The organism is Acetobacter lovaniensis, from assembly GCF_014207635.1.
GTDB classification, from domain to species: domain Bacteria; phylum Pseudomonadota; class Alphaproteobacteria; order Acetobacterales; family Acetobacteraceae; genus Acetobacter; species Acetobacter lovaniensis.
The window spans coordinates 203,068-226,632 of the sequence record NZ_JACHIE010000003.1; the positions used below are offsets into that span (position 1 = coordinate 203,068).

Annotated in this window: 19 protein-coding genes and 1 riboswitch; of the genes, 13 read left to right on the forward strand and 6 right to left on the reverse strand. The window is 59.4% G+C overall.

Annotation, left to right across the window (positions count from 1 at the left end; genetic code table 11):
- Positions 1-145 precede the first annotated feature (145 nt).
- From HNR55_RS05795 to HNR55_RS05825, 7 genes are all read left to right on the forward strand, one after another.
- The gene (locus HNR55_RS05795; RefSeq protein ID WP_166112619.1) at positions 146-2,230 is read left to right on the forward strand and encodes an FUSC family protein; all 2,085 of its coding nucleotides are present in this window, start codon (positions 146-148) and stop codon (positions 2,228-2,230) included.
- Between the two features lies 1 nt (position 2,231).
- Positions 2,232-2,432, forward strand: coding sequence for a DUF1656 domain-containing protein (locus HNR55_RS05800; protein WP_166112622.1), 201 nt, complete (start codon positions 2,232-2,234; stop codon positions 2,430-2,432).
- Between the two features lie 15 nt (positions 2,433-2,447).
- Entirely contained in the window at positions 2,448-3,410 is a 963-nt protein-coding gene (locus HNR55_RS05805) for an efflux RND transporter periplasmic adaptor subunit (RefSeq protein WP_166112625.1), read from the forward strand.
- 45 nt (positions 3,411-3,455) lie between these two features.
- Positions 3,456-4,226 carry a GIN domain-containing protein gene (locus tag HNR55_RS05810; protein ID WP_166112628.1) on the forward strand — a complete coding sequence of 257 codons (771 nt, stop codon included), beginning with the start codon at positions 3,456-3,458 and terminating at the stop codon, positions 4,224-4,226.
- A gap of 58 nt (positions 4,227-4,284) precedes the next feature.
- Positions 4,285-7,620 carry an efflux RND transporter permease subunit gene (locus tag HNR55_RS05815; RefSeq protein ID WP_166112631.1) on the forward strand — a complete coding sequence of 1,112 codons (3,336 nt, stop codon included), beginning with the start codon at positions 4,285-4,287 and terminating at the stop codon, positions 7,618-7,620.
- 82 nt (positions 7,621-7,702) lie between these two features.
- Positions 7,703-7,939: a DUF3297 family protein gene (locus HNR55_RS05820; RefSeq protein WP_166112634.1), complete on the forward strand. Its 237-nt coding sequence runs from the start codon at positions 7,703-7,705 to the stop codon at positions 7,937-7,939.
- A gap of 108 nt (positions 7,940-8,047) precedes the next feature.
- Entirely contained in the window at positions 8,048-9,307 is a 1,260-nt protein-coding gene (locus HNR55_RS05825; protein WP_166112637.1) for an NAD(P)/FAD-dependent oxidoreductase, read from the forward strand.
- A gap of 141 nt (positions 9,308-9,448) precedes the next feature.
- Here the strand turns inward: HNR55_RS05825 and HNR55_RS05830 are convergent, their stop codons facing one another.
- The 6 genes from HNR55_RS05830 to ribD all read right to left on the reverse strand — a co-directional run bounded on the left by HNR55_RS05830 (position 9,449) and on the right by ribD (position 16,722).
- Positions 9,449-12,043 (reverse strand): MMPL family transporter, encoded by a 2,595-nt coding sequence (locus tag HNR55_RS05830; RefSeq protein ID WP_166112640.1) that lies wholly within the window; start codon positions 12,041-12,043, stop codon positions 9,449-9,451.
- A 109-nt stretch (positions 12,044-12,152) separates the two neighbouring features.
- The gene (locus HNR55_RS05835; RefSeq protein WP_166112643.1) at positions 12,153-13,163 is read right to left on the reverse strand and encodes a lysylphosphatidylglycerol synthase domain-containing protein; all 1,011 of its coding nucleotides are present in this window, start codon (positions 13,161-13,163) and stop codon (positions 12,153-12,155) included.
- A gap of 55 nt (positions 13,164-13,218) precedes the next feature.
- On the reverse strand, positions 13,219-13,707 hold the full coding sequence (ribH, locus tag HNR55_RS05840) for a 6,7-dimethyl-8-ribityllumazine synthase (protein ID WP_166112645.1): 489 nt from the start codon (positions 13,705-13,707) through the stop codon (positions 13,219-13,221).
- Positions 13,708-13,760: 53 nt separating this feature from the next.
- Complete coding sequence (gene ribB, locus HNR55_RS05845; RefSeq protein WP_276509718.1) at positions 13,761-15,101, reverse strand: 3,4-dihydroxy-2-butanone-4-phosphate synthase; 1,341 nt, start codon at positions 15,099-15,101, stop codon at positions 13,761-13,763.
- Positions 15,086-15,688, reverse strand: a complete 603-nt coding sequence (locus HNR55_RS05850) for a riboflavin synthase (protein WP_165925373.1) — start codon at positions 15,686-15,688, stop codon at positions 15,086-15,088. Before HNR55_RS05850 ends, ribB begins: the two co-directional genes overlap by 16 nt.
- Positions 15,670-16,722, reverse strand: a complete 1,053-nt coding sequence (gene ribD, locus HNR55_RS05855; RefSeq protein WP_373318097.1) for a bifunctional diaminohydroxyphosphoribosylaminopyrimidine deaminase/5-amino-6-(5-phosphoribosylamino)uracil reductase RibD — start codon at positions 16,720-16,722, stop codon at positions 15,670-15,672. Before ribD ends, HNR55_RS05850 begins: the two co-directional genes overlap by 19 nt.
- A gap of 122 nt (positions 16,723-16,844) precedes the next feature.
- A riboswitch (FMN riboswitch) is annotated at positions 16,845-16,992 on the reverse strand.
- A gap of 351 nt (positions 16,993-17,343) precedes the next feature.
- On the opposite strand from ribD, the gene HNR55_RS05860 reads away from it, so the two are divergent.
- The 6 genes from HNR55_RS05860 to HNR55_RS05885 all read left to right on the forward strand — a co-directional run bounded on the left by HNR55_RS05860 (position 17,344) and on the right by HNR55_RS05885 (position 23,467).
- Positions 17,344-18,537 carry a cytochrome b gene (locus HNR55_RS05860; RefSeq protein WP_373318098.1) on the forward strand — a complete coding sequence of 398 codons (1,194 nt, stop codon included), beginning with the start codon at positions 17,344-17,346 and terminating at the stop codon, positions 18,535-18,537.
- Positions 18,537-19,313: a cytochrome c1 gene (locus HNR55_RS05865; protein ID WP_166112651.1), complete on the forward strand. Its 777-nt coding sequence runs from the start codon at positions 18,537-18,539 to the stop codon at positions 19,311-19,313. Before HNR55_RS05860 ends, HNR55_RS05865 begins: the two co-directional genes overlap by 1 nt.
- A gap of 23 nt (positions 19,314-19,336) precedes the next feature.
- Positions 19,337-19,975 (forward strand): ubiquinol-cytochrome c reductase iron-sulfur subunit, encoded by a 639-nt coding sequence (gene petA, locus HNR55_RS05870; protein WP_166112654.1) that lies wholly within the window; start codon positions 19,337-19,339, stop codon positions 19,973-19,975.
- Between the two features lie 186 nt (positions 19,976-20,161).
- Complete coding sequence (locus HNR55_RS05875) at positions 20,162-20,713, forward strand: flavodoxin family protein (protein WP_166112657.1); 552 nt, start codon at positions 20,162-20,164, stop codon at positions 20,711-20,713.
- A 210-nt stretch (positions 20,714-20,923) separates the two neighbouring features.
- Complete coding sequence (locus HNR55_RS05880; RefSeq protein ID WP_166112660.1) at positions 20,924-22,240, forward strand: outer membrane beta-barrel protein; 1,317 nt, start codon at positions 20,924-20,926, stop codon at positions 22,238-22,240.
- Between the two features lie 411 nt (positions 22,241-22,651).
- A complete protein-coding gene (locus HNR55_RS05885) occupies positions 22,652-23,467 on the forward strand; it encodes an SDR family NAD(P)-dependent oxidoreductase (RefSeq protein ID WP_166112662.1) in 816 nt (271 codons plus the stop codon).
- The last annotated feature ends 98 nt before the right edge of the window (positions 23,468-23,565 follow it).

Genomic DNA, 23,565 nt, shown 5'->3' on the forward strand with positions numbered 1-23,565 from the left:
ATGCTTCAGGTCTGCTGCGCGTTGAGCGCAATGCCAGACTATGGGCAGAACTTCCCTTAAACATTATATTTTATTTTAATATGCACCCGACAAGATGGATTCGGGAGCAGTTCTTCCTCAGTGGCCACAACAAAAGCAGACCCAGATGACCGCTGAGAAAACAGCTTTCCTACACAGACCGGGATGGAAGGGCTGGTTCCTCCAGCTCCCGCCCTCCGTGTTTTCTCCGGGCTGGTTCCTGTTCTGCCTGCGTACGTGGCTGTCTGCCGTACTGGCACTGAGCACGGCGTTCTGGCTCCAGCTCTCCTCCCCCGGTACGGCGGCGGTTACGGTCATGATCCTGGCCCAGCCCCTGCGTGGGCAGGTTCTCTCCAAGGCCCTGTACCGTCTGGCGGGCACTATTATTGGTGCGTTTGTCGCCCTTTTCCTGACCGCCTGCTTTAATCAGGAACGCGGGGTTTTTCTGGGAGGCGTGGCGCTGTGGCTGACACTCTGCACCATTGTGGGCACGCTGGAGCGCGACTTCCGGGCTTATGCGGCCATGCTCTCGGGCTATACGGTTGCCATTGTGGGGATCAGCTGCATTGACAACCCGGCAGCTATTTTTGACGTCACGCTCAACCGCGTGTCCTGCATTGTGGTGGGCATTGCCTCCACCGCCGCGATCAATGACATTTTTGGCTCCCCCACCGCGTTTGAAAAACTGGCCGCCAACCTGCGCCGCACGTCGGACATGGTGCGCCGTATTGCCAAGGATGCACTGGCTGGCCACAGCATTCCCGACAGCATGACCTGTGCGGGTCTTGCAGGGGAAATTATTGCCCTGACATCGCAGATCTCCTTCGCCAAGACCGAACTGCCCGATGCGCGACTGCGGCTTGCGGGCGCACGCTCGGCCATGGTGGCCCTGCTGGAAATGCTCTCGTGCAGTCAGGCCATCGCCCTTGTGCTGCGCACGGGCGAGGTTTCGGCCACAGTGCTCGGGCATATCCGCGATTCCTTTGGTGATGGCACGCCAGTCGACTCCCCCGCACAGGCTGTGCGTGATCTGGAAGACCTTGCGCGTGAGGCGCATAAAAATGAACTCAGCCTTGGCCCGACGCTGGATGAAGCCTGGCTGATCGAACGCTCCATGGCCCTGCTGTCCGACACGCGCTGGGCGGTGGATGGCATAGATGCGTTTGAACATGGCCAGCGGGCGCGCACACAGGCCCCCGAACTCAAGATTGAACAGCATGATGACGTAATTGCCGCACTGCTCAACGGCCTGCGCACGCTTATCGGCTTTTCCGTAGCGGCCGGGCTGTGCATCATTTCCGATATTCCGGCCACGTATTCAGCACTGTCGCAGGTGGCCATTATCCTGACCCTTGCCGCCACAACCTACAATGTGCGCGGCTTTGGCATGGGGGCACTGCTGGGCACGCCACTGGCCATTATTGTGGCCGCGGTGCTGAACTTTGGCGTACTCCCCCACGGGGCGGACATGCCTTTTCTGGCCATGGCCATTATTCCCGTTATTTTTGGCGGCTGCCTGCTACTCATGCACCCCAGAACAGCCACGGTCGGCTTTAACGCCGGGGTGTTCTTTTTTGTTATTCTGGGGGTCGCTGACCAGCAGAATTACGAGCCATCAGCCTTTATTGACCGCAATGTGCTGTACCTGTTCGCCGCGATCCTGATCTTTATTTCACTCGTGCTGCTGCTGCCGCCCTCCGCATCCCGCAGGCGGTTCAGGGTAGGCATTACCATCGGGCACGATCTGCTGCTCCAGTTTGAAGGGCATGGTGAGCAGGCAGGTTCCGCACTGATCAGCCGCCACTACGACCGGCTGTGCCGTATTCTGGAATGGAACCGCTACCTGCCTGCCAACAAGGCACGCCAGCGTGTTTTTGCCCGCCTTGCCAGCCTGGATACCCTGAACCTTGAACTGGCCCGCGCACGCCGCCACCTGCAACGCGCCGCCACCATTCCCGCTATCCGGCTGGATGCGGAATCCGCCTACCGCGCCACCATTATCTACAATGTGGATGCGGCTCTGGTGCGTATGCGGCACAAAGCCCGCATTCTGCTCGACCACGCCATAGCGCTGCCCCACGGGCAGATGGCCACGGCCCTTGCCGCCGTATCCGCCATGGTGGGTGCAATCCGGCTGCTTGAGCACAACCGCTCCGCCCTGCACCTGTATGACCTGCTGCCCGTGCCGGACCAGCAGTGGAAGGCCCGCTAACATGCAGCTTCAACCTGTTCTGGATATTGGCGGCCTGCTGGTGTCGTCCTTTGTGGTGCATGCGGGGCTGGCCATTGCCACCCTGCTGGCGCTCAACCCGCTTTTGGCCAAGGTGCGCGCCCGCCGTGTGGTGTGGAACCTGCCCCTGGCCGAATTTGGCATTCTGATCTGCCTTCTCGGCCTTTACACCATCCTTCTGTGAAAGGGCTTTTCCACCGTGTTTGAACGCGCGCGCCGCCTCCTGCAATTTGTGACGACCGGCATTATTCTGGCCATTGCTGCCGTGGTCTGCTTTGTCCTGTGGGATTACTACACCGCCGCCCCGTGGACCCGTAACGGACAGGTACGCGTACAGGTGGCCGATATTGCGCCGCGTGTTTCGGGGCAGATCATAGACATAAAGGTGCGCGACAACCAGTTTGTCCATGCAGGCGATGTTCTGTACGATATTGACCCTTTCGACTTCAAGGTGGCTGTGGCCTCCGCCACCGCTCTGGTTAATGAGCGGCAGGCGGATATGGTGCTCAAAAACGCGCAGGAAAACCGGCGCAACAACCTGACCGACGCCGCTGCCTCCCGCGAGGAAAAACAGGTGTTCCAGGCCACGGCGGAAGTTGCCAGAGCGCAGTATGCCTCTGCCATGGCGGCTCTTTCGCAGGCCAATATCAACCTTGACCGAACCCATGTGCGCAGCACCGTAACCGGCTACGTCAACAACCTGATCATGCGAGTGGGGGACTATGCCACCGCGGCCAAGGCGAACGTTCAGGTCATTGATGCCTCCTCCTACTGGGTGGACGGATATTTTGAGGAAACCAAAATCCGCTCCATCCATATCGGTGACCGCGCCCGACTGGACCTTATGGGCTACCGCCAGCCCATGTGGGGGCATATCACCAGCATTACGCGCGGGATTGCCACCCCCAATGCAACGCCTTCCACACAGGGCCTGCCATCGGTTGACCCGGTCTATACATGGGTGCGGCTGGCGCAGCGTATTCCCGTTCGGGTACAGATCGACAGCATTCCCCCCGGCACCCAGCTTGCCGCGGGCATGACCACCACAGTCACCATTGTTGGCAGCAAGGGCAAACGCGCCCATGATTCGCTGGCCGAAGCACTGGACAGGCTGCATGACGCCCTTATGGGCGGCACAGGCGGGAACGGCGCCCGGCATTAGGATAGAGTATGGACGCCCGCCCCCCATGCTGGCACAAATGCAGGCATGCACCATTCCCTTGCCCTGCCCCGCCGTACTGCCGTGTTCTGCGCCCTTGCCCTGTGCCTGAGCGCGGGTGCACAGGCGCGGACCATACCCGGCCAGCGCGTACAGGTCAGTGCTCCCTGCCTGAGCAGCCTGCATGTTGTGACCGACAACACCCTGTCTGACAGAGTGGACATTCCGGGGGCATGGCCCACAGGCCTGCAGAGTTCCACCGCAGCGGATGGCACCATAACACTGACACAGGCGGGCTGTGCGAGCGGGCAGAACCTTGAACTGCACACACCATCAGCCATGCCGCTGGCCATAGACAGCCCGCAGGCAACCCGTATTGTTATTGATGACCGCAAAGGCTCCATGTCCATCCAGTCCGGCTCGGGAGGGATTGAGCTGGGCCGGACCGGGTCGATTGATCTGGCATCGGACGCCTCGGGGCCTATCCGTATTGACTCACTGGCAGGCTCGGCGCGCCTGCGCTCCACCACCTCCGCCCCCATTACCATCCGCCAGATCAATGCTCCGGCTCTGGCCGTCTATCTTGCCGGTACAGCCAGCCTGAGTGCGCCTGCGGGAACACTCAAGGCGCTGGACATCAACAACGCTGGCAAGGGCAATGCCAGTTTTGGCGGCACAACAGGTGTTGCAGCCCTGCATGTGCAGGGGAGTGGCAACATCAGTGTCCACAAAGCCACCGGCACCGTGGCAACGGAGCGCGATGGCAAAGGGCGGATTGACATCAACTTACCCGATGCCTCCCCCGCGCAGCAGAACTAGTACAGCCGGGTAGTAGACACACACCTGACTACCCCGCACAGCCAGAGGAGCCCTGCCGGTGTCTTTCAGTCGGCTGTTCATCATGCGCCCCGTTGGCACAACCCTTATGGCGGTTGCCTTTATGGTGGCGGGTCTTTTTGCCTACCGCGCCATGCCGGTGGCGGACCTGCCCAATATTTCCGTGCCGGTCATTTACGTTATCGCCACGCAGCCCGGCAGTTCACCCCAGCAACTCGCCAGTGCGGTCACCACCCCGCTGGAACGCAGGCTTGGCCAGATTGCAGGCGTCAGCAGCATGCGCTCGGACACAACGGATTCCAGCGCGTTCATCCTGCTGTTCTTTGACAATAACCGAGACATCAATGGTGCCGCGCGGGACGTGGAGGCCGCCCTGCGCGCGGCAAGGGCGGACATGCCTCATACGCTGCTCGACCAGCCCCAGTATTACAAGGCCAATCCATCGGACAGCCCGATCATGATTGCGGCCCTTACATCGACCACACGCAATGCCACCGCCCTGCGGGATCTGGGGGAAACACATCTCAAACCCATGCTGGCCGGGGTCAAGGGGGTTGGCTGGGTGGATGTTGTAGGCTCGGACAAGCCCGCCATCCGTGTGGAGGTCAACCCCCAACTCCTCTACCAGTACGGGATCGGGTTTGAGGATGTGCGCTCGGCCCTTGCCTCGGCCAACGCCAATACGCCCAAAGGGTTCATAGAAACCGGGGGCCAGCGGCTGACACTCCAGACCAATGATCAGGCCCACAGCCCCGAGCAGTACCGTGATCTCGTGATCGGTTACCGCAATAACCGGCCCGTGCGGCTGAGCAGCGTGGCGACCGTGCGCTCCGGCCCGCAGAATGAGCGCACGGCCGGGTGGTACAACAGGCAGCCCGCCGTGCTGGCCATTATCCGCGCACAGCCGGGCACCAATGTTATTGAAGTCACCGATGCCATTCGCGCGCGCGCGGCCCTCCTGCGCAATGCCCTGCCTGCGGATGTTGCCTTTACGCTGGTCTCGGACCGTTCCATTTCCATCCGTGGAGCCCTTGAGGACACGCAGGAAACCCTGCTCGGTTCCGTCCTGCTCGTGGTGCTGGTGGTGCTGGCGTTTTTGCGGAGCTGGCGCTCCACCTTTATTCCCGCCGTTACGGTGCCGGTCTCGCTCGCGGGGTCTCTGGCCTTCATGCACCTGCTGGGCTTCTCGCTTGATACGCTCTCCCTCATGGCGCTGACCATCGCCACCGGTTTTGTGGTGGATGACGCCATTGTGGTGGTGGAAAATATTGCCCGCCACATGGAAGAAGGCATGGAGCGCATGCAGGCCACCATGCTCGGTGCGCAGGAAATTGGTTTTACCATTCTGTCCATCACCATTTCCCTGATCGCGGTGTTTCTGCCCCTGCTGCTGATGGGAGGCATTGCGGGCAAGATTTTTTTTGAATTCGCCATGACCCTGACCATCGCCGTCTCGGTCTCGTTCTTTCTGGCGGTCTCGCTCACGCCCATGATGTGCGCACGGTTTCTGGACGTGCATCCGGGCCCGCAGGCTCCCGTGCGGGCATCCTCCAACCCGTTCGTGCGGGTGGCCCATATGCTGGCCGATGCCACGGACCTCGCCATGGCAGGGATGATACGGCTCTACCGTTCCACGCTGGATGTGGCCCTGCGCCATCCGTGGCTGACGCTGCTCTCGCTCCCGCTCAGCTTTGTGGCAACCATCGGGCTGGTCTTCATCATCCCCAAAACCGTTCTGCCCGCAGAAGATATAGCCTTTTTACAAGGGTATCTGAGCGTGGACCAGACGTCCTCCTTTTCTGCCATGTCCGCCAAGACCCGCAAGGTGCTTGATGCCATGCAGGCCGCTCCGGGGGTGGAAGGTGTACTCGGCTTTACGGGCGAAGATGCCGCGAACGAAGCGGAGGTCTATGCCCAGCTCAGGCCCAAAAACCAGCGTACGCAAACGCCGGAAGCCATTGCCAGCACCATACAGCAGAGCGTGCGCGCCATACCGGGGCTTACGGCCAGTATCTCCAACGCGGGCGATATTAACGGCGGTGGCCAGCGTGTGCATGAAGGCGCTTACAGTTTTGTCTTCCGCAGTGAAAACGAAGCCGATATTGACCAGTGGGTGCCCCGCATAACCGAAGCCCTGCGCAACAGTGCGGTCTTAAGCGGAGTCAGCAGCCATACGGTTGGGCATGGCATGGCGCTGCATGTACGGATCAACCGGGACAATGCCGCCCGCTACCAGATTACTCCCCAGCTTATTGGCAATGCCCTTTACGATGCATATGGCCAGCGCACGGCATCCAGCATTTCCACCCCGCTCACCACTTATTACGTGATCATGGAGGTGCAAAAGCAGTTCCGTGACAACCCGGAAATGCTGAAAACCCTGTGGGTATCCGCCGCAGGTGGCACGGCCTCGGGGGCTGTGGCCTCCAACACCATACGGGTCCGCAAACCAGCCGACACCCCTGCCGCACGCAGCGACAGCCTTTCCGAGCAGTCCTTCCGCAACGCCATCGCCAACCGGCTGGCGGGGGGCGGGGCCGGAGCTTCCAGCGGTTCCGCCGTTTCCGCGACATCCGAGACCATGGTACCCCTGCCCACGGTTGCCCGCATAGCCAGCGCCCCCACTCCACTACAGGTCAGCCACGAAAACGGTTTTGTCTCTGGCGCGCTCTCCTTCGACCTTGCAGCCGGTCACTCGCTGAGCGAGGCCGAGGCCGAAATCCGCCAGACCATGCGTAACCTGCATGCCCCCGAAAGCCTGAAAGGTGATTTTTCGGGCGAGGCAGGAGATCTGCACAAGGACCTGGTGAACGAAGCTCTGGTGTTTGTCGCAGCCATCGCCACCATGTACATCACACTGGGTATTCTGTACGAAAGCTACATCCAGCCGCTGACCATTCTTTCCACCCTGCCCTCGGCCGCCTTTGGGGCCGTACTCATGCTCTGGCTCTGCGGGCAGCCGTTCTCGCTGATCAGCATGATTGCGGTCATCATGCTGGTCGGCATTGTGAAAAAGAACGCCATCTTGATGATCGACTTTGCCCTGCATGCCGAGCGGACCCAGAACCTCCCCCCGCATGAGGCCATAAGAACAGCCTGCCTGACCCGCTTCCGCCCCATTCTCATGACCACCATGGCCGCAGCCTTTGCCGCTATCCCCATGATTGCAGGACACGGCTACGGGGCGGAATTGCGCCTGCCCCTCGGGGTTGCCATTCTGGGGGGGCTGGCCACCAGCCAGTTGCTCACCCTGTATTCCACTCCTGTTGTGTATCTGCTCATGCACCGGCTGGCGGCTTTTGCACACAAAGCTGCTGCGTGGCTCCGGTTCAGACTGGCAGGGTGGGCAGGCACACGCCCCAAGACTGCGCCATAACACGGCGGACTTGCATGGCATTTCTGCTCAAAAGCTTTTAAAACACCGTTCGCACAATCGTTTTACCAAGGAAATTCCCGTTATGTCCGATGCAATGCCTGACCGCCTTTCCGTCAACCCCAACAGCGCGTTCTATAACGAAGCCCTGCTTGAACGCGGCGTTGGCGTGCGGTTCAAAGGCGTGGAAAAAACCAATGTTGAAGAATACTGCGTCAGCGAAGGCTGGGTGCGGATCGCTGTTGGCAAAACAGTAGACCGTCATGGAAACCCCCTGACCATGAAGCTGAATGGCCCGGTTGAGGTCTGGCTTAAGGACTGACCTGCCTTCAGCACATGACACACCGACAATTAAATACTTTATTTAATTGTCGGTGTTTGGAATAGTGTCACACACTATTCCAGAGCAGACCAGAAGGAACACCATGTCATGACCCAGACAGCCCCGCACACGGGAGCCGATATCAGGCACACTATTGTTATTGTTGGCGGTGGGTCCGCTGGCATTGCGGTTGCAGCCCGCCTGCTACGCGCACGTCCTACACTGGATGTCGCCATTATTGACCCTGCCACAACCCACGCCTACCAGCCCGGCTGGACACTGGTTGGCGCCGGAGTCATGAAGCTGCGTGACACACTGGAACAGGAAGGTGGTCTTATTCCCAAAGGCTGCACCTGGCTGCGGGCAGCCGTGAGCACCTTTGAGCCCGAGAGCAACACCCTGACCCTGACGGACGGACGCACTGTCGCCTATGACCGCATGATTGTCTGCCCGGGCTTACAGCTTGACTGGGACAAGATTGAAGGCCTGAGCGAAACACTGGGCCGTAATGGCGTATGCTCCAACTATTCCAAAGATACGGTGGAATATACATGGACCTGCATCCAGTCCATGGCCGGGGGTACAGCCCTGTTTACCCAGCCACCCATGCCGATCAAATGCGCGGGGGCTCCGCAAAAAATTGCCTATCTTGCCGCCGATCACTGGCGCAAGCAGGGAACACTGAACCGTACCAATGTAGATTTCTGCCTTGCGGGCGATGTCCTGTTCGGCGTGCCCTATTTCCGCCCTGCCCTGCAGCAGGCCGTGGATTATTACGGCATCAACCTCCATTACAAACAGAATCTGATTGCCGTAAACGGCCCCGAACGCAAGGCGACCTTTGCAGTCACCGGCCCTGATGGCACAGTCACTAAAATTGTGCGGGAGTTTGACATGCTCCACGTAACCCCGCCCCAGAGTGCTCCTGACTTCGTTAAAAAAAGTCCGCTGGCCGATGCCGCTGGCTGGCTGGATGTCAACGCGACAACGCTCCAGCACGCCCAATATCCTTTCATCTTTGGTATTGGCGATGTCACGAACACCTCCAACGCCAAAACCATGGCCGCCGCACGCGCGCAAGCCCCTGTGGTCGTCAGCAATGTTCTGGCGTCTCTGGATAGTCGCCCACTGAGCGAGCAATATGACGGGTACGGCGCATGCCCGCTGACCGTGGCTTACGGCAAGATCGTGCTGGCTGAATTCCTGTACGGTGGCAAGCCTGCTCCGAGCTTCCCCTACGACCAGCGTAAGCCCAGCCGGTTTGCATGGTTCCTCAAAACCACCGTATTCCCCCATGTTTACTGGGACATGATGCTCAAGGGCCGCGACATTGAAATGCCGCACCACCCGGAATGGTCCAGGGACTGATCCTCATCTCTCCCCCTGCCCCACCGGGTTCAGCCCGTGCGGCAGGGAGTGTGAATAAGCCCATAAAAAAACCTCCCCAGTTACGGGGAGGTTTTTTTATGCTCAGGGACAACTGCCGTATGTGGCCGAAGTGTCTCTGGCTCAATCCTCATCAATAGCGCGTTTGGGGAGCAGGGCTGGCACAAACACCAAAGTCCCCAGAAGCGTACAGGCCAGAGAGAGCAGCAGCAGGCGGCCCATGCTGGCCGTGCCGGGGTGGTGCGAAAGGGCAAGCGAGCCAAAGGCCGTGCCCGTGGTCAGGGCGGAAAACAGCACGGCCCGTGCGGTGGGGGATGCCAGCGGGAACTGAACCCCATCGCGCCAGTTCATGACAAAATAGATGTTGAAGGATACGCCCACACCAAGCAGCAGCGGCAGCGCAATAATATTGGCGAAGTTGAGTGTTTCTGGCAGCAGCACGACCAGAATAACCGTCATCAGCGCAGACAGCAGCAGCGGGGCCAGCACAAGCGCCATATCCTTGATCCGGCGCAGGGCGATCATGAGGATAATGGCAATCATGACCACGGCAGCCCCGGCAGCCTGTTCAAACGCACGCACAATGGAGCGCGCACTTTCCACAATATCCACCGCCGTACCGGCCATGTCAGGCTCAACCTTCTGCAAGGACCCGACAAACTTGCGCAATGCGCCTGAACTGCTCATCACCCCTTTGGGGTGGACTTCCACAAGGGCGCGGCCATCGGGGAGCAGATAGTCGTTGGCAATGCTTGGAGGCACGTCATGCAAGGTAACAGGCCCGGCCTGCAACATGCTCCGCAACTGGTCCAGCTCTGGCGGCAGAAACCGTACCAGAGCGGTGTTGGCGGCCTCAAGTGTCGCATCGGGAGCCGTGGCCAGACGGGCCAGAGCAGCCTGAATCCTACGCAGCGGGTCGTTGGCGGGCAGCTTGTCCTGCACTTCGGCCAGAGCTTTGGCGGTGCTGGCCGCTGCTGCACGCAGGGCGGCTGCATCTGGCGCAGGTTTGGGGTTTGGCACAATCAGCGTTGGCAGCAGCAGGGAGGCGGCATCCTGAATAAGGGCAAGTTTTTCAGGCTGCTGCGTCGGCACGTACGAACCAAGCCACATGACATCATGCACATCGGGCAGTTCGCCCAGACGATCGGCCTGTTTTTCGGCATCGGCCAGAGACGTCACCAGCAGTTCCGCGCTGTAGGGGGATGTCTGCGGGTTGTCGATCAGCAGGCTGAGGGCGCGCATCCCTTCAGAATTGGGGTTTTTGGTATGCAGCGGGTCGCCATCAAACTGCAGGGCCGGTACCAGCGCCAGCCCGATAACGGCCACCATGCCAAAAAAAGCCAGCAGCCATTTGCGATGCTGACGGATTCTGACATCCACCGGCTTCATCCACACATACCCCATGCTGGGGCAGTTGAGCGGCGGATGGCAGATGCACAGTAGCGCAGGCAGCAAGGTGGTAGTGCAGACAAAGGCCACCAGCATGCCAATACCCGCAATAAGCCCAAGCTGGGCCACACCCAGAAAAGCCGTAGGCGTAAACGCCAGAAAGCCTGCGGACGTGGCCAGGGAGGCAACCAGAATCTGGTGCCCCGTTTCCTCCCCCGTCATGCGCAGGGCTTCGTACATGCCCTCCTTGCCCGTGGCCGTTGGCATCTGTGCACGGAAACGGACAGAAAACTGGATGGCAAAATCCACCGCAATCCCCACGAACAGAATGGCGAATGCGACCGAGATCAGGTTAAGCGTACCAACCGCCACGGCGGCAAAGCCCGTGGTCAGCAGCAGCCCGACCACCAGCGTGACCACAATAGGCAGCACCACACGCCATGAGCGCACGGCAAGCGTAAGCCACAGCGTCACCAGTAGCAAAGACCCCACAAGCCCGGCCACCATGCCTTCGGCCACGGTTGCGAACTCTTCATCATCCAACTGGACCTGCCCGGTCAGGTGGACCTTGGCGTGACCGCTGCGTACGAATTCAAGGTCCTTGATCGCGGCGCGCATGGCGTCCGTGGCCTCGCCCCCGGGCTGGAAGGAGCCATAATCCAGGATGGGCTGGGTCATGACAAACTGGTAGCGCCCGGCAAGGTCAGACAACTGCCCCCCAAGCAGACGCTGCCATGAAAGAGGGGACGCCTGACCATCCGCCGCTTTTTCCAGCGTATTGGCAAAGCCGGTCAGCGGTGCCTGAAAACCTGCCAGATTGGCCTGCCCGGTCTTGACCCCTTCTGCAATCAGGGAGAGCGCGCCAAAAAGCCCACGAGCGGAAGGGTCCTGCGCAAGAGCGGACAGGAAGGGCTGCGCGGCAATCGTGTCGTTCAGGATACCCGCCAGAGGTTTGGGCTCCAGAAACATCAGCCCGTTACGCTCAAGGTACGGGTTGGCATCCGGCCGGTTGGCAAAGGCGAAGTGTTTGTGGTCCGCTGCCAGCTTTTCGGCCAGTTCACGTGCGGTTTCCTGCCCTTCTTCTGGCAGGTCGGCTTCCACCACCGCGACCAGCAGGTTTTCCTTTTGCGGGAACAGGCGGGCCATTTCATCCGAGCGCTGCTTCCACTGCAAACGGGGGGAGAGCATTTTGCTCGTATCCGTGGTCACGCCAAGCTGGGTCATGCCCGCATAAACGCCAGCGCCTGACAGCACACAGAAGAGTGCCACGACCAGCCACGCATGGCGCGCACAAAGGGTGATAAAACGACCTATGGGTGCAAAGAGCATGATAAACGACAGGATCCTAGAAAAGTCATGGCGTCAGGCACAAAACCGCCTTGGTTTGCCCAACCGTTTCGCACGATGCAAGTGACTATCTGCGCAAGCCACTCTTCTTTTACCGCCCGGAATGCGGAAAATGGGATTTTTCCGGACCATTCCGGTGGTCCGACCATGTGTGCTCCAGCCATTGCCACAGCACCAGTGCAGGCACGCCCCAGGCAATTTCGCGCAGGCGTTTGATCAGCGAGAGCGCAATGGCAACGGGCGGGGCAATACCAAACAGCCCGCCGACCACCATATAGCCCCCTTCCGACACACCCAGTGCTCCGGGCACGGCAAACCCTGCGGATTTGGCGGCCTCCCCCACACCTTCGATAACAAAACCGGTCGCCAAAGAGCAGTCATGGCCCATAAAATGCAGGATCAGGCAGACTTCCACCGCCCCCAGTGCCCATGCGGCAAACTGGAGGATCAGGCTGCTCACCGCATTGTTGCGGGTCTTGTACAGCCCCAGCACTTCCTGATGAATCCCGCGAATACCCTCAACCCCGCCCCAGCCCAGATGAGCGGCAATCCGCTCAAGCAGTTTTTCCACCAGAGCAACGGCGCCAAGCCACTGGCTGGCAAATACGGCTATGCCAATAACGGCGAGGACAAGGGCACTTTCAAGCAGCCTGTCGGTCACAGCCGAACGCTGGACCAGAACAAGCAGCAAAAGCAGCCCCGTCACCGTAAACAGAACCTGACTGAGCAGTTCAATCGTAAGGTCACAGATTGTCGCCGCTGCCGCGCGGCGCAAACCCAGCCCCCGCCGGGATAGCAGACGGCTGGCCACCACCTCCCCGCCCACCTGAGCCACGGGGAGCAGGTTGTTCACCCCCTCACGCACACAGCGGAGCATGAAAAAATCACGCAGGGGCAGATGGGGCGGCAGGTCACGGCGCGCAATCATACGCCATGCCTGAGCAGAGAGCGACACCTGAACGGCATGAAAAACAATGGCGGCAAGGATTCCCCAGCCGCCAGTCATGACAAGCGCAAAAATGGCCTGCGCGCCAAAGCGCGAGAGCATCCATAACGTCAGCCCCAGCCCCAGAATACCGGCCACAAGAGTGATGCGCTTCATGCAGTCTCCTCATTTTCATGCCCGATCTGGCGCGTCCTCGGGCATGCCGCTCCTTTTATCCCTCCCTGATCTGGCGCAGGAGGGCAAGAGATTCCACACAGGCGGCGGCGGCTTCACGCCCTTTATTATGCACATCATCCCCAGAGCGCACAGTTGCCTGTTCTTCCGTGTAGGTTGTGAGAATACCAAACGCCACCGGCACTTCGGTTGCAAGGCTGGCCTGCACGATGCCCAGAGTGGCCCCAAGGCTGATAAATTCAAAATGCGCGGTATCACCCTTGACCACGCAGCCAAGGCAGACCACCCCTTCATACCGCCCGGTCTTGGCCAGAGCCTGCGCCAGCAGCGGCATTTCAAACGCGCCGGGGGCTGCAAACACATCGCCTTCAGCCACGGCAATGCCGTGCTCGCCCAGCCATGCAATGGCGCCATCGCGCAGGCCACCTGTCACCGTCTCATTAAACCGGCTGACAACCAGCGCCAGACGGGGTGCGGGGGAAAGGGCCTTGAGGTCAGGCAGAGTAACGGGGGAACGTGTACCCATAAGTCGTATTATCCTTTTGAATCACTGCGTCTTGAATCTTGAATACAGACTGCTCAGGCAGGAACCTTGTGCATTGCGGAGGACGGTGCATCGCAGCTCAGGTGGTGGCCCATGCGCTTGCGTTTGGCATGCAGGTAGGCACGGTTGAACATGTTGGCCGGAATTTCCAGCCCCAGTCTTTTACGCACCACAAAGCCCCGGCTTTCCAGTGCCCGAACTTTCTCGGGGTTGTTGGTCAGCAGGTCGAGCTGGCCCACACCAAGGCTGCGCAGTATGCCCGCCGCCGCCTGCCAGTCGCGCGCATCGGTTGCAAAGCCGAGCCTGTGGTTGGCTTCGACCGTATCCAACCCGGCATCTTGCAATTCGTAGGCACGTATCTTGTTCACAAGACCAATGCCGCGCCCTTCATGCCCACGCACGTAAACAAGCACGCCGCATTCAGCCTGCCCGATGGCCTGCAATGCCGCCTGAAGCTGGGACCCGCAATCGCACCGCAGGGAGCCGAGCGCATCGCCCGTAACACATTCGGAATGCAGGCGCACCAGCGGTACCGGGCCGTTGGGGCGGACATCCCCCTTGACCAGCGCGACATGCTCCACGCCTTTTTCATCCCGGAAGGCGTGAATAACCAGCTCATTCCCACCATACACGCTAGGCAGGGCGGCCTTGGCCAGATCGGGAATGCTCTCTTCCACCACGGGGTCGGCGGCCTGCGCGGGTTGTGGCTCCAGCGGCGCCAGACCATGCGCGCCAATCCATGCCACCAGTTCGGCAATGGAAATAATGGGCATGTCATGCTGCCGGGCAAACACATCCAGCTGAGGACGGCGGGCCATTGTGCCGTCCTCGTTCAGGATTTCGCAGATCACGGCGGCGGGTTTGAGCCCGGCAAGACGCAGCAGGTCAATCGAGCCTTCGGTATGGCCAATACGCGCCAGCACACCACCGGGTTCGGCCCGCAGGGGGAAGATATGCCCCGGGGAGGCAATATCCGCCGGTGTGGCCTCATCTGCCGTGGCGACCAGCACGGTCTGGGCACGATCGGCGGCGGAAATGCCGGTGCTGACCCCCTCACGCGCCTCGATCGACACGGTAAACGCCGTGCCATACTGCGCGGTGTTGTCGCTCTGCCGCACCATCATGGGCAGTTCAAGCTGCTCTACGCGCTCGGCGGTCAGGGGCAGGCAGACCAGCCCACGGGCATGGGTGATCATGAAGTTCATGGCCTGCGGGGTCATGAATTGTGCCGCCATAACAAGGTCGCCCTCGTTTTCGCGGTCCTCATCATCCACCATCACAACCATGCGGCCCGCCCGCACGGCATCCAGCGCACGCAGCAGACACTCGGAGGGCTGGAGCGGTGCGGTCTGCCCCTGTGTCATTTTGCCTGACATTGTGCCTCCACATATTTTGCAATGATATCCACTTCCACATTCACGGCATCCCCCACCCTGAGCGTACCCAGTGTGGTGTGGTCCCATGTGTGCGGAATGATCATGAGGGCGATGCGGAACTTACCGTCCTGCACCGGCCCCACTTCGTTCAGGGTCAGGCTGATCCCGTCCAGCGCGACCGAGCCTTTTTCCACCATGTAGCGGCGCAGCTCGGCGGGAATATCAAATTCCACGCGCCGGGCATCGCCCGAAGGTGTTGCCCCCACAAACCTACCCAGCCCATCCACATGCCCCTGCACAATATGGCCGGACAGGCGGGTGGACGGCGTTACCGCACGCTCCAGATTAACCCGCGACCCGGCTGCAAGGGAGCCCAGCATGGTGCGGTCCAGTGTTTCACTGCTGACAAAAAAGCGTACGGGCATATTCTGCGCCGGAGCCACGGCTGTCAGGCAGACACCATTGACGGCAATGCTCTCGCCCTCGGCCACGTCGGTCAGGCCGGTCTGCACTTCCAGCATAAGGGAGCGCGCACCCTGCTCGACGGCAAGGACCTGACCAAGAGATTCTATAATACCGGAAAACATGCCTGCTCCTGCGTGCATCGCGCCCATTGCGGAAAAAGGGAAAGGGGGGAAATGTCGTGTCGGGTTGAAACAGAAAAGTGGTCGCACCCCTGCGCGTCCTGCCGGATATGCAGCCAGTCATCCCACAATCCCTGCGCGCTGATGGCCCGCAACAGGGTGGGACCAGCCTCGACCATCACCCACAGGGCGGACGTGCTGGCCAGCACTGCGGGCAGATCGGCGCAGTCGGGGCAGAACAGAACATCAAAGCGCGCCTGTGCCTGCTCCTGCCAGTGTGCGGGCACTTTATTGGGCGCACCACACACCACCAGCACCCGCCGCCTGTTGGCGTGGTCTGGCACATGCCGCACGGTAAAGGCGGGCAGGTCGGCCTGTATTGTGCCTGTGCCTGTGACAATACCATCGGTTACGCGCCGCAGGATGTGGGCAAACTCGAGCGATTGCCGGGTTGTAAACGTTGTGCTGCCAACCGGGGGCACCATGTTGCCCTGTGCATTAACCGCCTGTTTGACCGTAATCCATGGCCGCCCATGCGCCATGCGCCATGCAAACGGGGCCAGCAGAGCCTTGCAGCGCGCCAGACAGGCACCACCGTTGGCAGCATGGGCCAGCCACCGCACATCCAGCCCTCTGGCCTGCAAATACGCAGCGCCACCACCGGGCACATGGGGGTTGGGGTCCGCGCAGCCAATCCACACCGTCTGCACGGGCGTGGATAAAAGCGCCTCTGTGCATGGCGGGGTGCGACCAGTGTGATTGCACGGCTCCAGTGTAACCACAGCGGTATGTATCCGCTCCACCACACCCAGTGCGTGCGCCTGCTCCACAGCAAGACGCTCGGCATGCAATGCGCCTGCCTTGTGGTGGGCGGCAATAACCAGCACTTCCCCCCGCGCATCCAGCAGCACACACCCCACAGCGGGGTTTGGCGCGGTCTGCCCGGCAAAACGCCATGCTTCGGACACAGCCATATCAAAGGCCGCACCAACATGCTCTGGCATTGTGTGGGGAAAAGGTTGAGAAATGCTGTTCACCCTGATGTCTCTTTTAGTCCATACCTGTTCATGACAGACGGACTCAGGGCGTCAAAAAGGGTTTCACGCTTTATGCACGCAAGCCGGACTCCGGCTTAACGGACAAAAAACGAGTCTCTCTTTCCCGTTCTCTTTCATCCGGACTGTGACCGTCGGCTCCGGAGTTACACCGGATCTGCTGACCCTGCCGAAGCAGGCGCTCGCGGGCTTGGGGTAGCGCACCACCCCTTTACCGCCGGTAGGGAATTACACCCTGCCCTGAGAACGTCACACCCGCACAAAACGGGTGCTCTGTTAATATGATGGCCCCAACCCCCGTGTGTTGCAAGGATAAAACTTTTCACATCTACTTATGCTCGCTCCGAAGCCACCCAGAAAGCCATTCCCCCTTGCCTAACATTCCGACACTGTTATGAGAGAGGAGAGGCGGCCTTGACCTGAGGCACGGATCAGTCGGGCAGCTTTTTGCACCCCGAGGAGCAGACAGGGTATTCCCGCGCGCCCCTGTCGTTCCTGCTTTGCGGGTGCATATGCATCATATGTTGGAGTTCTCCCAAACCCCATGGACCAGCCATGACCCAGCCAGACCCGGCCCCCCGGACCACGCTCCCGCCCGCAGCCATGACCGGTCTTGCCGGGTGGGTTGAAGCGCGCCTGCCCGTTATTTCTGCCTTCCGGGCCGAATATATTGACTTCCGCCTGCCCCGTAACCTGAACGGGTTGTGGAATTTTGGGGCCATCCTGACCGTTGTTCTGCTGCTTATGCTGGCGACCGGCATTTTTCTGGCCATGAACTACACCCCAACCAGTGCAGGGGCGTTTTTGTCGGTTGAGGCGATAGACCGCCAGCTTGCTGGCGGGTGGCTGCTCCGGGCCATGCATATGACCGGGGCCAACCTGTTTCTGGCCGCGCTCTATGTGCATCTTTTCCGTGGGTTGTATTATGGCTCCTACAAGGCTCCGCGGGAGTTGCTGTGGCTGAGCGGGCTTGTGCTGCTGGTTATGGTCATGGCCACCGCCTTTGCCGGTTACATGCTGCCATGGGGCCAGATGTCCTACTGGGGTGCGGACGTGATTACCAAGGCCGTGGGTGCCGTACCGGGCATTGGTCCCAGCCTTGAACATATTATGACCGGGGGCGACCATCTGGGCGATGTTTTCGTGCACCGCTTTTTTGTGCTGCATTTCCTGCTTGCTTTTCTGGTCGTTGGGGTTGTGGGGCTGCATGTGACCATTGTGCACGTCAATGGTTCCAACAACCCGCTGGGCATTGAACCGCGTACCCCGCGCGACACCGTACCGTTTTACCCCTACTATATCAGCAAGGATCTGGTAGGGCTGATCATATTCGCCATGGTGTTTGCAGCCCTTATGTTCTTCTGGCCCAACCTGCTGATCGAGGCGGACAATTACACCCCCGCCGACCCCATGCAGACACCGGCCGATATTGAGCCGGAATGGTATTTTCTGCCGTTTTATGGCCTGCTCCAGTCCGTGCCTTCCAAATTTGGTGGCCTGCTGGCTTCCGCCGCATCGCTGCTGATCCTGTTTGCCCTGCCCTGGCTGGACCACTCCCCCGTGCGCTCCATGCGCTTCCGCCCGCTCTGCCGTATTGGCCTGTTCGGGCTGGTCGCCGCATTTATTCTGCTGGCCGTTGCTGGCAAGCACCATGCACAGGGCGGATGGCTGATTGTGGCGCGTCTGGCGGGCCTTTATTACTTCAGCTACTTTGTGGTGCTGCTCCCCCTTGCCTCACGCAAGGAAAAAACGCGCCCCCTCCCCACCTCCATAGCCGCTGCGGAAGGAGATCAGTGATGCAGGGTTCTTTTTCCCGACCTGCCGCTGGCCTGCTGCTGGCACTTGGCCTGTCTGGTGTCGCACTGGCTCACGAACCGGACAAAACACCGCCGCATCAGGCATGGAGCTTTGAAGGGCCACTGGGCCAGTATGACCAGCCCAGCCTGCAACGCGGCTTTCTGGTGTTCCAGCGCGTCTGCTCCACATGCCACGGCATGCGCAATCTGACCTATAACGATCTGGCAGGCATTGGCCTGACCCGCCAGCAGATTGAAGAAACCGCAAAAGCCAAACCGCAGCCCGGCACACCGGACGCGATGGGCCAGCCCACCACGCGCCCCGGCTTGCCCGATGACCACCTGAACTCCCCCTTCCCCAGCGATGCGGCGGCCGCGGCCATGATGGGCGGCGTAGCCCCGCCCGATCAGTCCCGCCTTGCCATGACCCATCCGGGCGGGCCGGACTGGCTGTACGCGTTCCTGACCGGCTACCGCATGCCCCCGCCAGCCGATGCCCCCATGGTACCCGGCAAGTTTTATAATGATTGGGTCGCAGGCCACATGATTGGCATGCCGCCTCCGCTCATGAACGGCATGATCCAGTACCCCGACGGCACCCCTGCCACGGTGGAACAGCAGGCCCGCGACATGACCACTTTTCTGGTCTGGGCGTCCGATCCGCATCGCAATGACCGCCACAGCATTGGCAAGGCCGTTATGATCTATCTGGCCGCGCTGCTTGCACTGGCCATTGCATGGAAGCGCAAAATCTGGAAACGCCTGAAAACGCAGTGAAGAGCAGAAAGCACGCAAGCACCATGACACGCGAGACTGACACGACCCCAGCTCCCGAACAGGCCCCCGGCCGCCGTGACTTTCTGGGCATGGTCACCACGGCTGGCACGGTTACAGGCCTTGCGGCCTGCGCCATTCCGTTTGTGGAAAGCCTGCAACCGCAGGACAGCGCCGCCGCACACCTGCCTGTTGATGTGGATATTGCCCATCTGGCCCCCGGCCAGCAGATGGTCGCCGTATGGCAGGGCAAGCCCATCTTTATTATCCGCCGCACACCGGAAGAACTGGCAAGCCTGCAGAATGCGGAATTGAGCGCCCTGCTCAAGGATGCCAGTTCCACCGCCAACCAGCAGCCCGGCTATGCCCGTAACTGGCACCGTTCCATTGTGCCAGAATATGGGGTTTATGTGGGCATCTGCACACATCTGGGCTGTGTACCTACCTACACTCCTCCGCAGGGTTCGGGGCCGGAGGCATCTGGCGGGTATGGTTGTCCCTGCCATGGCTCCAAGTTTGATCTGGCGGGGCGGGTGCAAAAAGGCGCACCTGCTCCTTACAACCTGCCCGTGCCACCTTATGTCATGCCCTCGGCCACCGTCATCCGGCTGGGGGAAAACCCCAAGGGGGAAAGTTTCGACTTTTCCACCATAGAACAGATCTGACCCCCTCCCCCGCCAGCCTTTGTCTGGCGGGGTTTTTACCGGGTTATACACCCGGCAAACCTCACACCCATGGTGTGAGATGCTTTTGCCCAAAAGCAACTTATCAGCCATAGCAGCCTGCGCCATGCTCGGCCCGTTCAAAGCCGGTCTGCTCCAGCCCGGCCCAACCCACAGGGAGTTGCTGATATGTCGGGGATTGTTGTTGTTTATCACTCAGGTTATGGCCACACCCGCAGAGTGGCAGAATACCTTGCGCGCGGCGCCAAAGCCGAACTGATTGCCATTGATGACAATGGGGACCTGCCCGAAAGCGCATGGGACAAGCTGGCCGAAGCCAAAACCATTGTCTTTGGCGCACCGACCTATATGGGCAATGCAAGCTGGCAGTTTAAGAAATTCGCCGATGCCACATCCAAAATCTGGTTCATGCGCGGCTGGCAGAACAAGCTGTTCGCAGGCTTTACCAACAGCGCAAGCCCGGCGGGCGACAAGGGACTGACACTGGCATGGCTGCAAACCCTTGCAGGCCAGCATGGCGGCATATGGATCAGCCTCGGCATGCTGCCTTCCAATACAAAAGCAGCCCAAAACACGGACCTGAACGCTCTGGGCGGTTCCACCGGCCTGCTGGTACAAAGCCCGTCTGACGCCAGTGTGGACGAAATTCCGCAAGGCGGGTTGGACACGGCAACAGCATTTGGCACGCGTATTGCCGAAATTACAGAACAATTTGCATGAAAAACCTTATTATACGACATGAAATTGCGTATGTCTCGCTTATTATTGAAAAATATTGATAAAAATCACATGGTCAGCGGTTATCACGAAAGTGTGATAACCGCTGGTCGTTTTTGCCGTTTCATTGTGAAATCGGAATGTTAATTATCAGGACAGTCAACCACCTTTGCAGCACATATAAATACAATATAAAGTGCGGGAAAATGAGTAATGAATCTGTCCGGAAAAAAATCAGGCCTTGCCGTTGCCCTGAGCGTTGCTTCGGTTCTGGTAGCGGTTCCCCTTAAATCAGCAAAGGCGCAGGTTCACCCTTTTTCAGCTTTTTCAAGCGGCGGTTCCGACCTGTCACACTGGCTGTCGGACGTGACCCTCATTGGTCAGATTGAAGGCGGCATCATGGCCAACCCGGCCCGCCCCAACCCCGGCTACAACTTTGGCGACTTTCTGGCCGACCATGCCAATCAGGTCCAGCTGAATCAGGCGGAGTTCACGCTCTCCAAAGCCATTGACGCCAGCAAAAACACCTATCAGGTCGGTTTTACGCTTGAAGGTCTCTATGGCTCGGACGCCCGCTACTACCATCTGGTTGGCGTATCCGATCAGGAATGGAAGGCCCGCTACCAGCTTATTCCCGCACAGGCCCATATGGACGTACATCTGCCGTGGCTGACCTCTGGCGGGCTGGATATGCAGGCCGGTATTCTACAGGCCCCCATGGGTGTGGAAGGGCTGGACCCCGCCTCCCGCGCATTCTACACGCTGGCCTATACGTCTGAATATTCCGTTCCGTTCCAGCATGTGGGCGCCATGTTCAACTGGCATGTTACGCCCATTCTGGACGTCACTTTCGGGATTGATACGGGGAACCAGACAAGCTTTGGCGCATCGGACAACAACAGCCGCCCCGCCGGATATTTTGGCTTCAACCTGAACAATCTGCTCGGCGGCAAGCTCCGCATTGTGGAACTCAGCCGCGTAGGGCCTGAAAACTCCTGGATGAGCGTTGGTCATTACGAGGCAGACCACGCACAGCGCTTCTGGAACGATATTAACGCGACCTATCAGGTTAACGACAAGCTGAGCCTGACTGCGGAATTCAACTACCTGCATGACGAAGGCATACGCGGCGCTCGCCCCGACGGTCAGTTCCGCGGTGCGGATGCCGAGAGCTTTGTCAGCTTCCTCAGCTACAAGATCAACAAGGACTTCACCTTCAACTATCGCGGTGAAATCTACCGTGACAACAATAACTCGATGGTTGCGACCTTTACCACCAACAATTCTTACATGAATGCCATCGCAGGACGCCCCTACAGCACAATGACCGGCCCGGGCGGGCATGGTACTACCTATGGCGATCTCTCGCTCAACGTTGCTTACCGCCCCGATCTGGGCAACCACATCCGTATCTTCCAGCTTCGTCCTGAAATCCGGTTTGACCGTGCGCTCAACACCACCTCACCCTTTAATGGTGGCCGCAACGACGGCATGTTCACCTTTGGTGGCGACGCGGTTATCGGCTTTTAAGCAATCCATCGCAGGCATGCCCGCTCTCCATGGGAGAAGCGGGCATGCCTGCCTGATTTTACCCTGCCGCTCCACCTGAAGCAGTCGTGATGACCATAAGCCCGGCCCATAGGCTGCGCATCTGGCATCTGCCTTGATAACTTACCCAATATTAAAGAATTAAAAAATAATCGCTCCTTTACACCCAAAAACTTTATAGTATTTGAGGTAAAGGCTCTTTAGTCTTAGCCCTGTCACACCTATGAGAGATGGAAGCCTGCGTTATTCTAATCTGTACCGGATTAACGTAACGTCGATCAAGGAAGACAAGGCTGAGAAGGTATGTTAGACGAAAAACGTAATCGCTGACGGCATCACCATGGCCTGTCCGCATGTGTGCTAAATTGGGAATTGTTGAGATAGGCAATTGGTTTGTTTGAAAAAAGCAGGGAAACTCGTCAGAAAGTAGCTGTCGTCAGCGGTGCGTCCGGTGGCATCGGGCGCGCTTTGTGCCATCAGTTGCGCCAGCGTGGATACCGGGTCATTGGCCTGTCACGCCAGCAGGCTCCAGCAGCAGAGACATCTTATGTTGACTGCATGCTGGCATGCAACCTGTCCGATTCACAGTCCATTCATGAAACTGCCCGTACAATCGGGCAGGCCTGCACCAGCATTGACCTCTTTATATTCTGTGCAGGGGTTATTTCTCCGCAGCCGGTCGCAACACTGGAACATGCCCCGGTTATTGAGCAAATCCAGACCAATCTGCTCGGTGTCATGCTGCTGACCAACGCCATTCTGCCGACAATGGCAAAAGACTCCCATATTATTTACGCCAACTCCATGGCAGGCATTTTCCCTCTGGCGGGAAGCAGCGTCTATACTGCCTCCAAGTTCGGCCTGCGCGGCTTTGCCCTGGCGCTGGAGCAGGAACTCAAACCACGCCATATTCGGGTATCTTCCGTATTCCCGGGCAGCGTGAATACGCCCATGCTGGCAACAGAAATGGAGCATGGCGGATCGGTCCTGAACTTCATGTCCGCTCCGCAGGAGCCGGAAGCGATAGCCACATGGATTCTGTCCTCCCATGTACGGAACCATGTTGAAAACTTCCCATCCAGCTTTGACCGCCTGTTTTGCAGTCTTTTCCTGTGGTCACCTGCTTTCCTGCGTCTCTGCCTGCCACTGATGACGGCATGGGCCAAATCCCGCCGCGCACATTACAGGAAAAGTGACCGGAACACTTAATAAGCACAGCCTGTCTCCGCCTTTGGCATGATACTTCTCCCTCGGATACAGGTCAGACAGGCCACAGGAATTATGGTATCCGTGTGCCCCCTCATGAC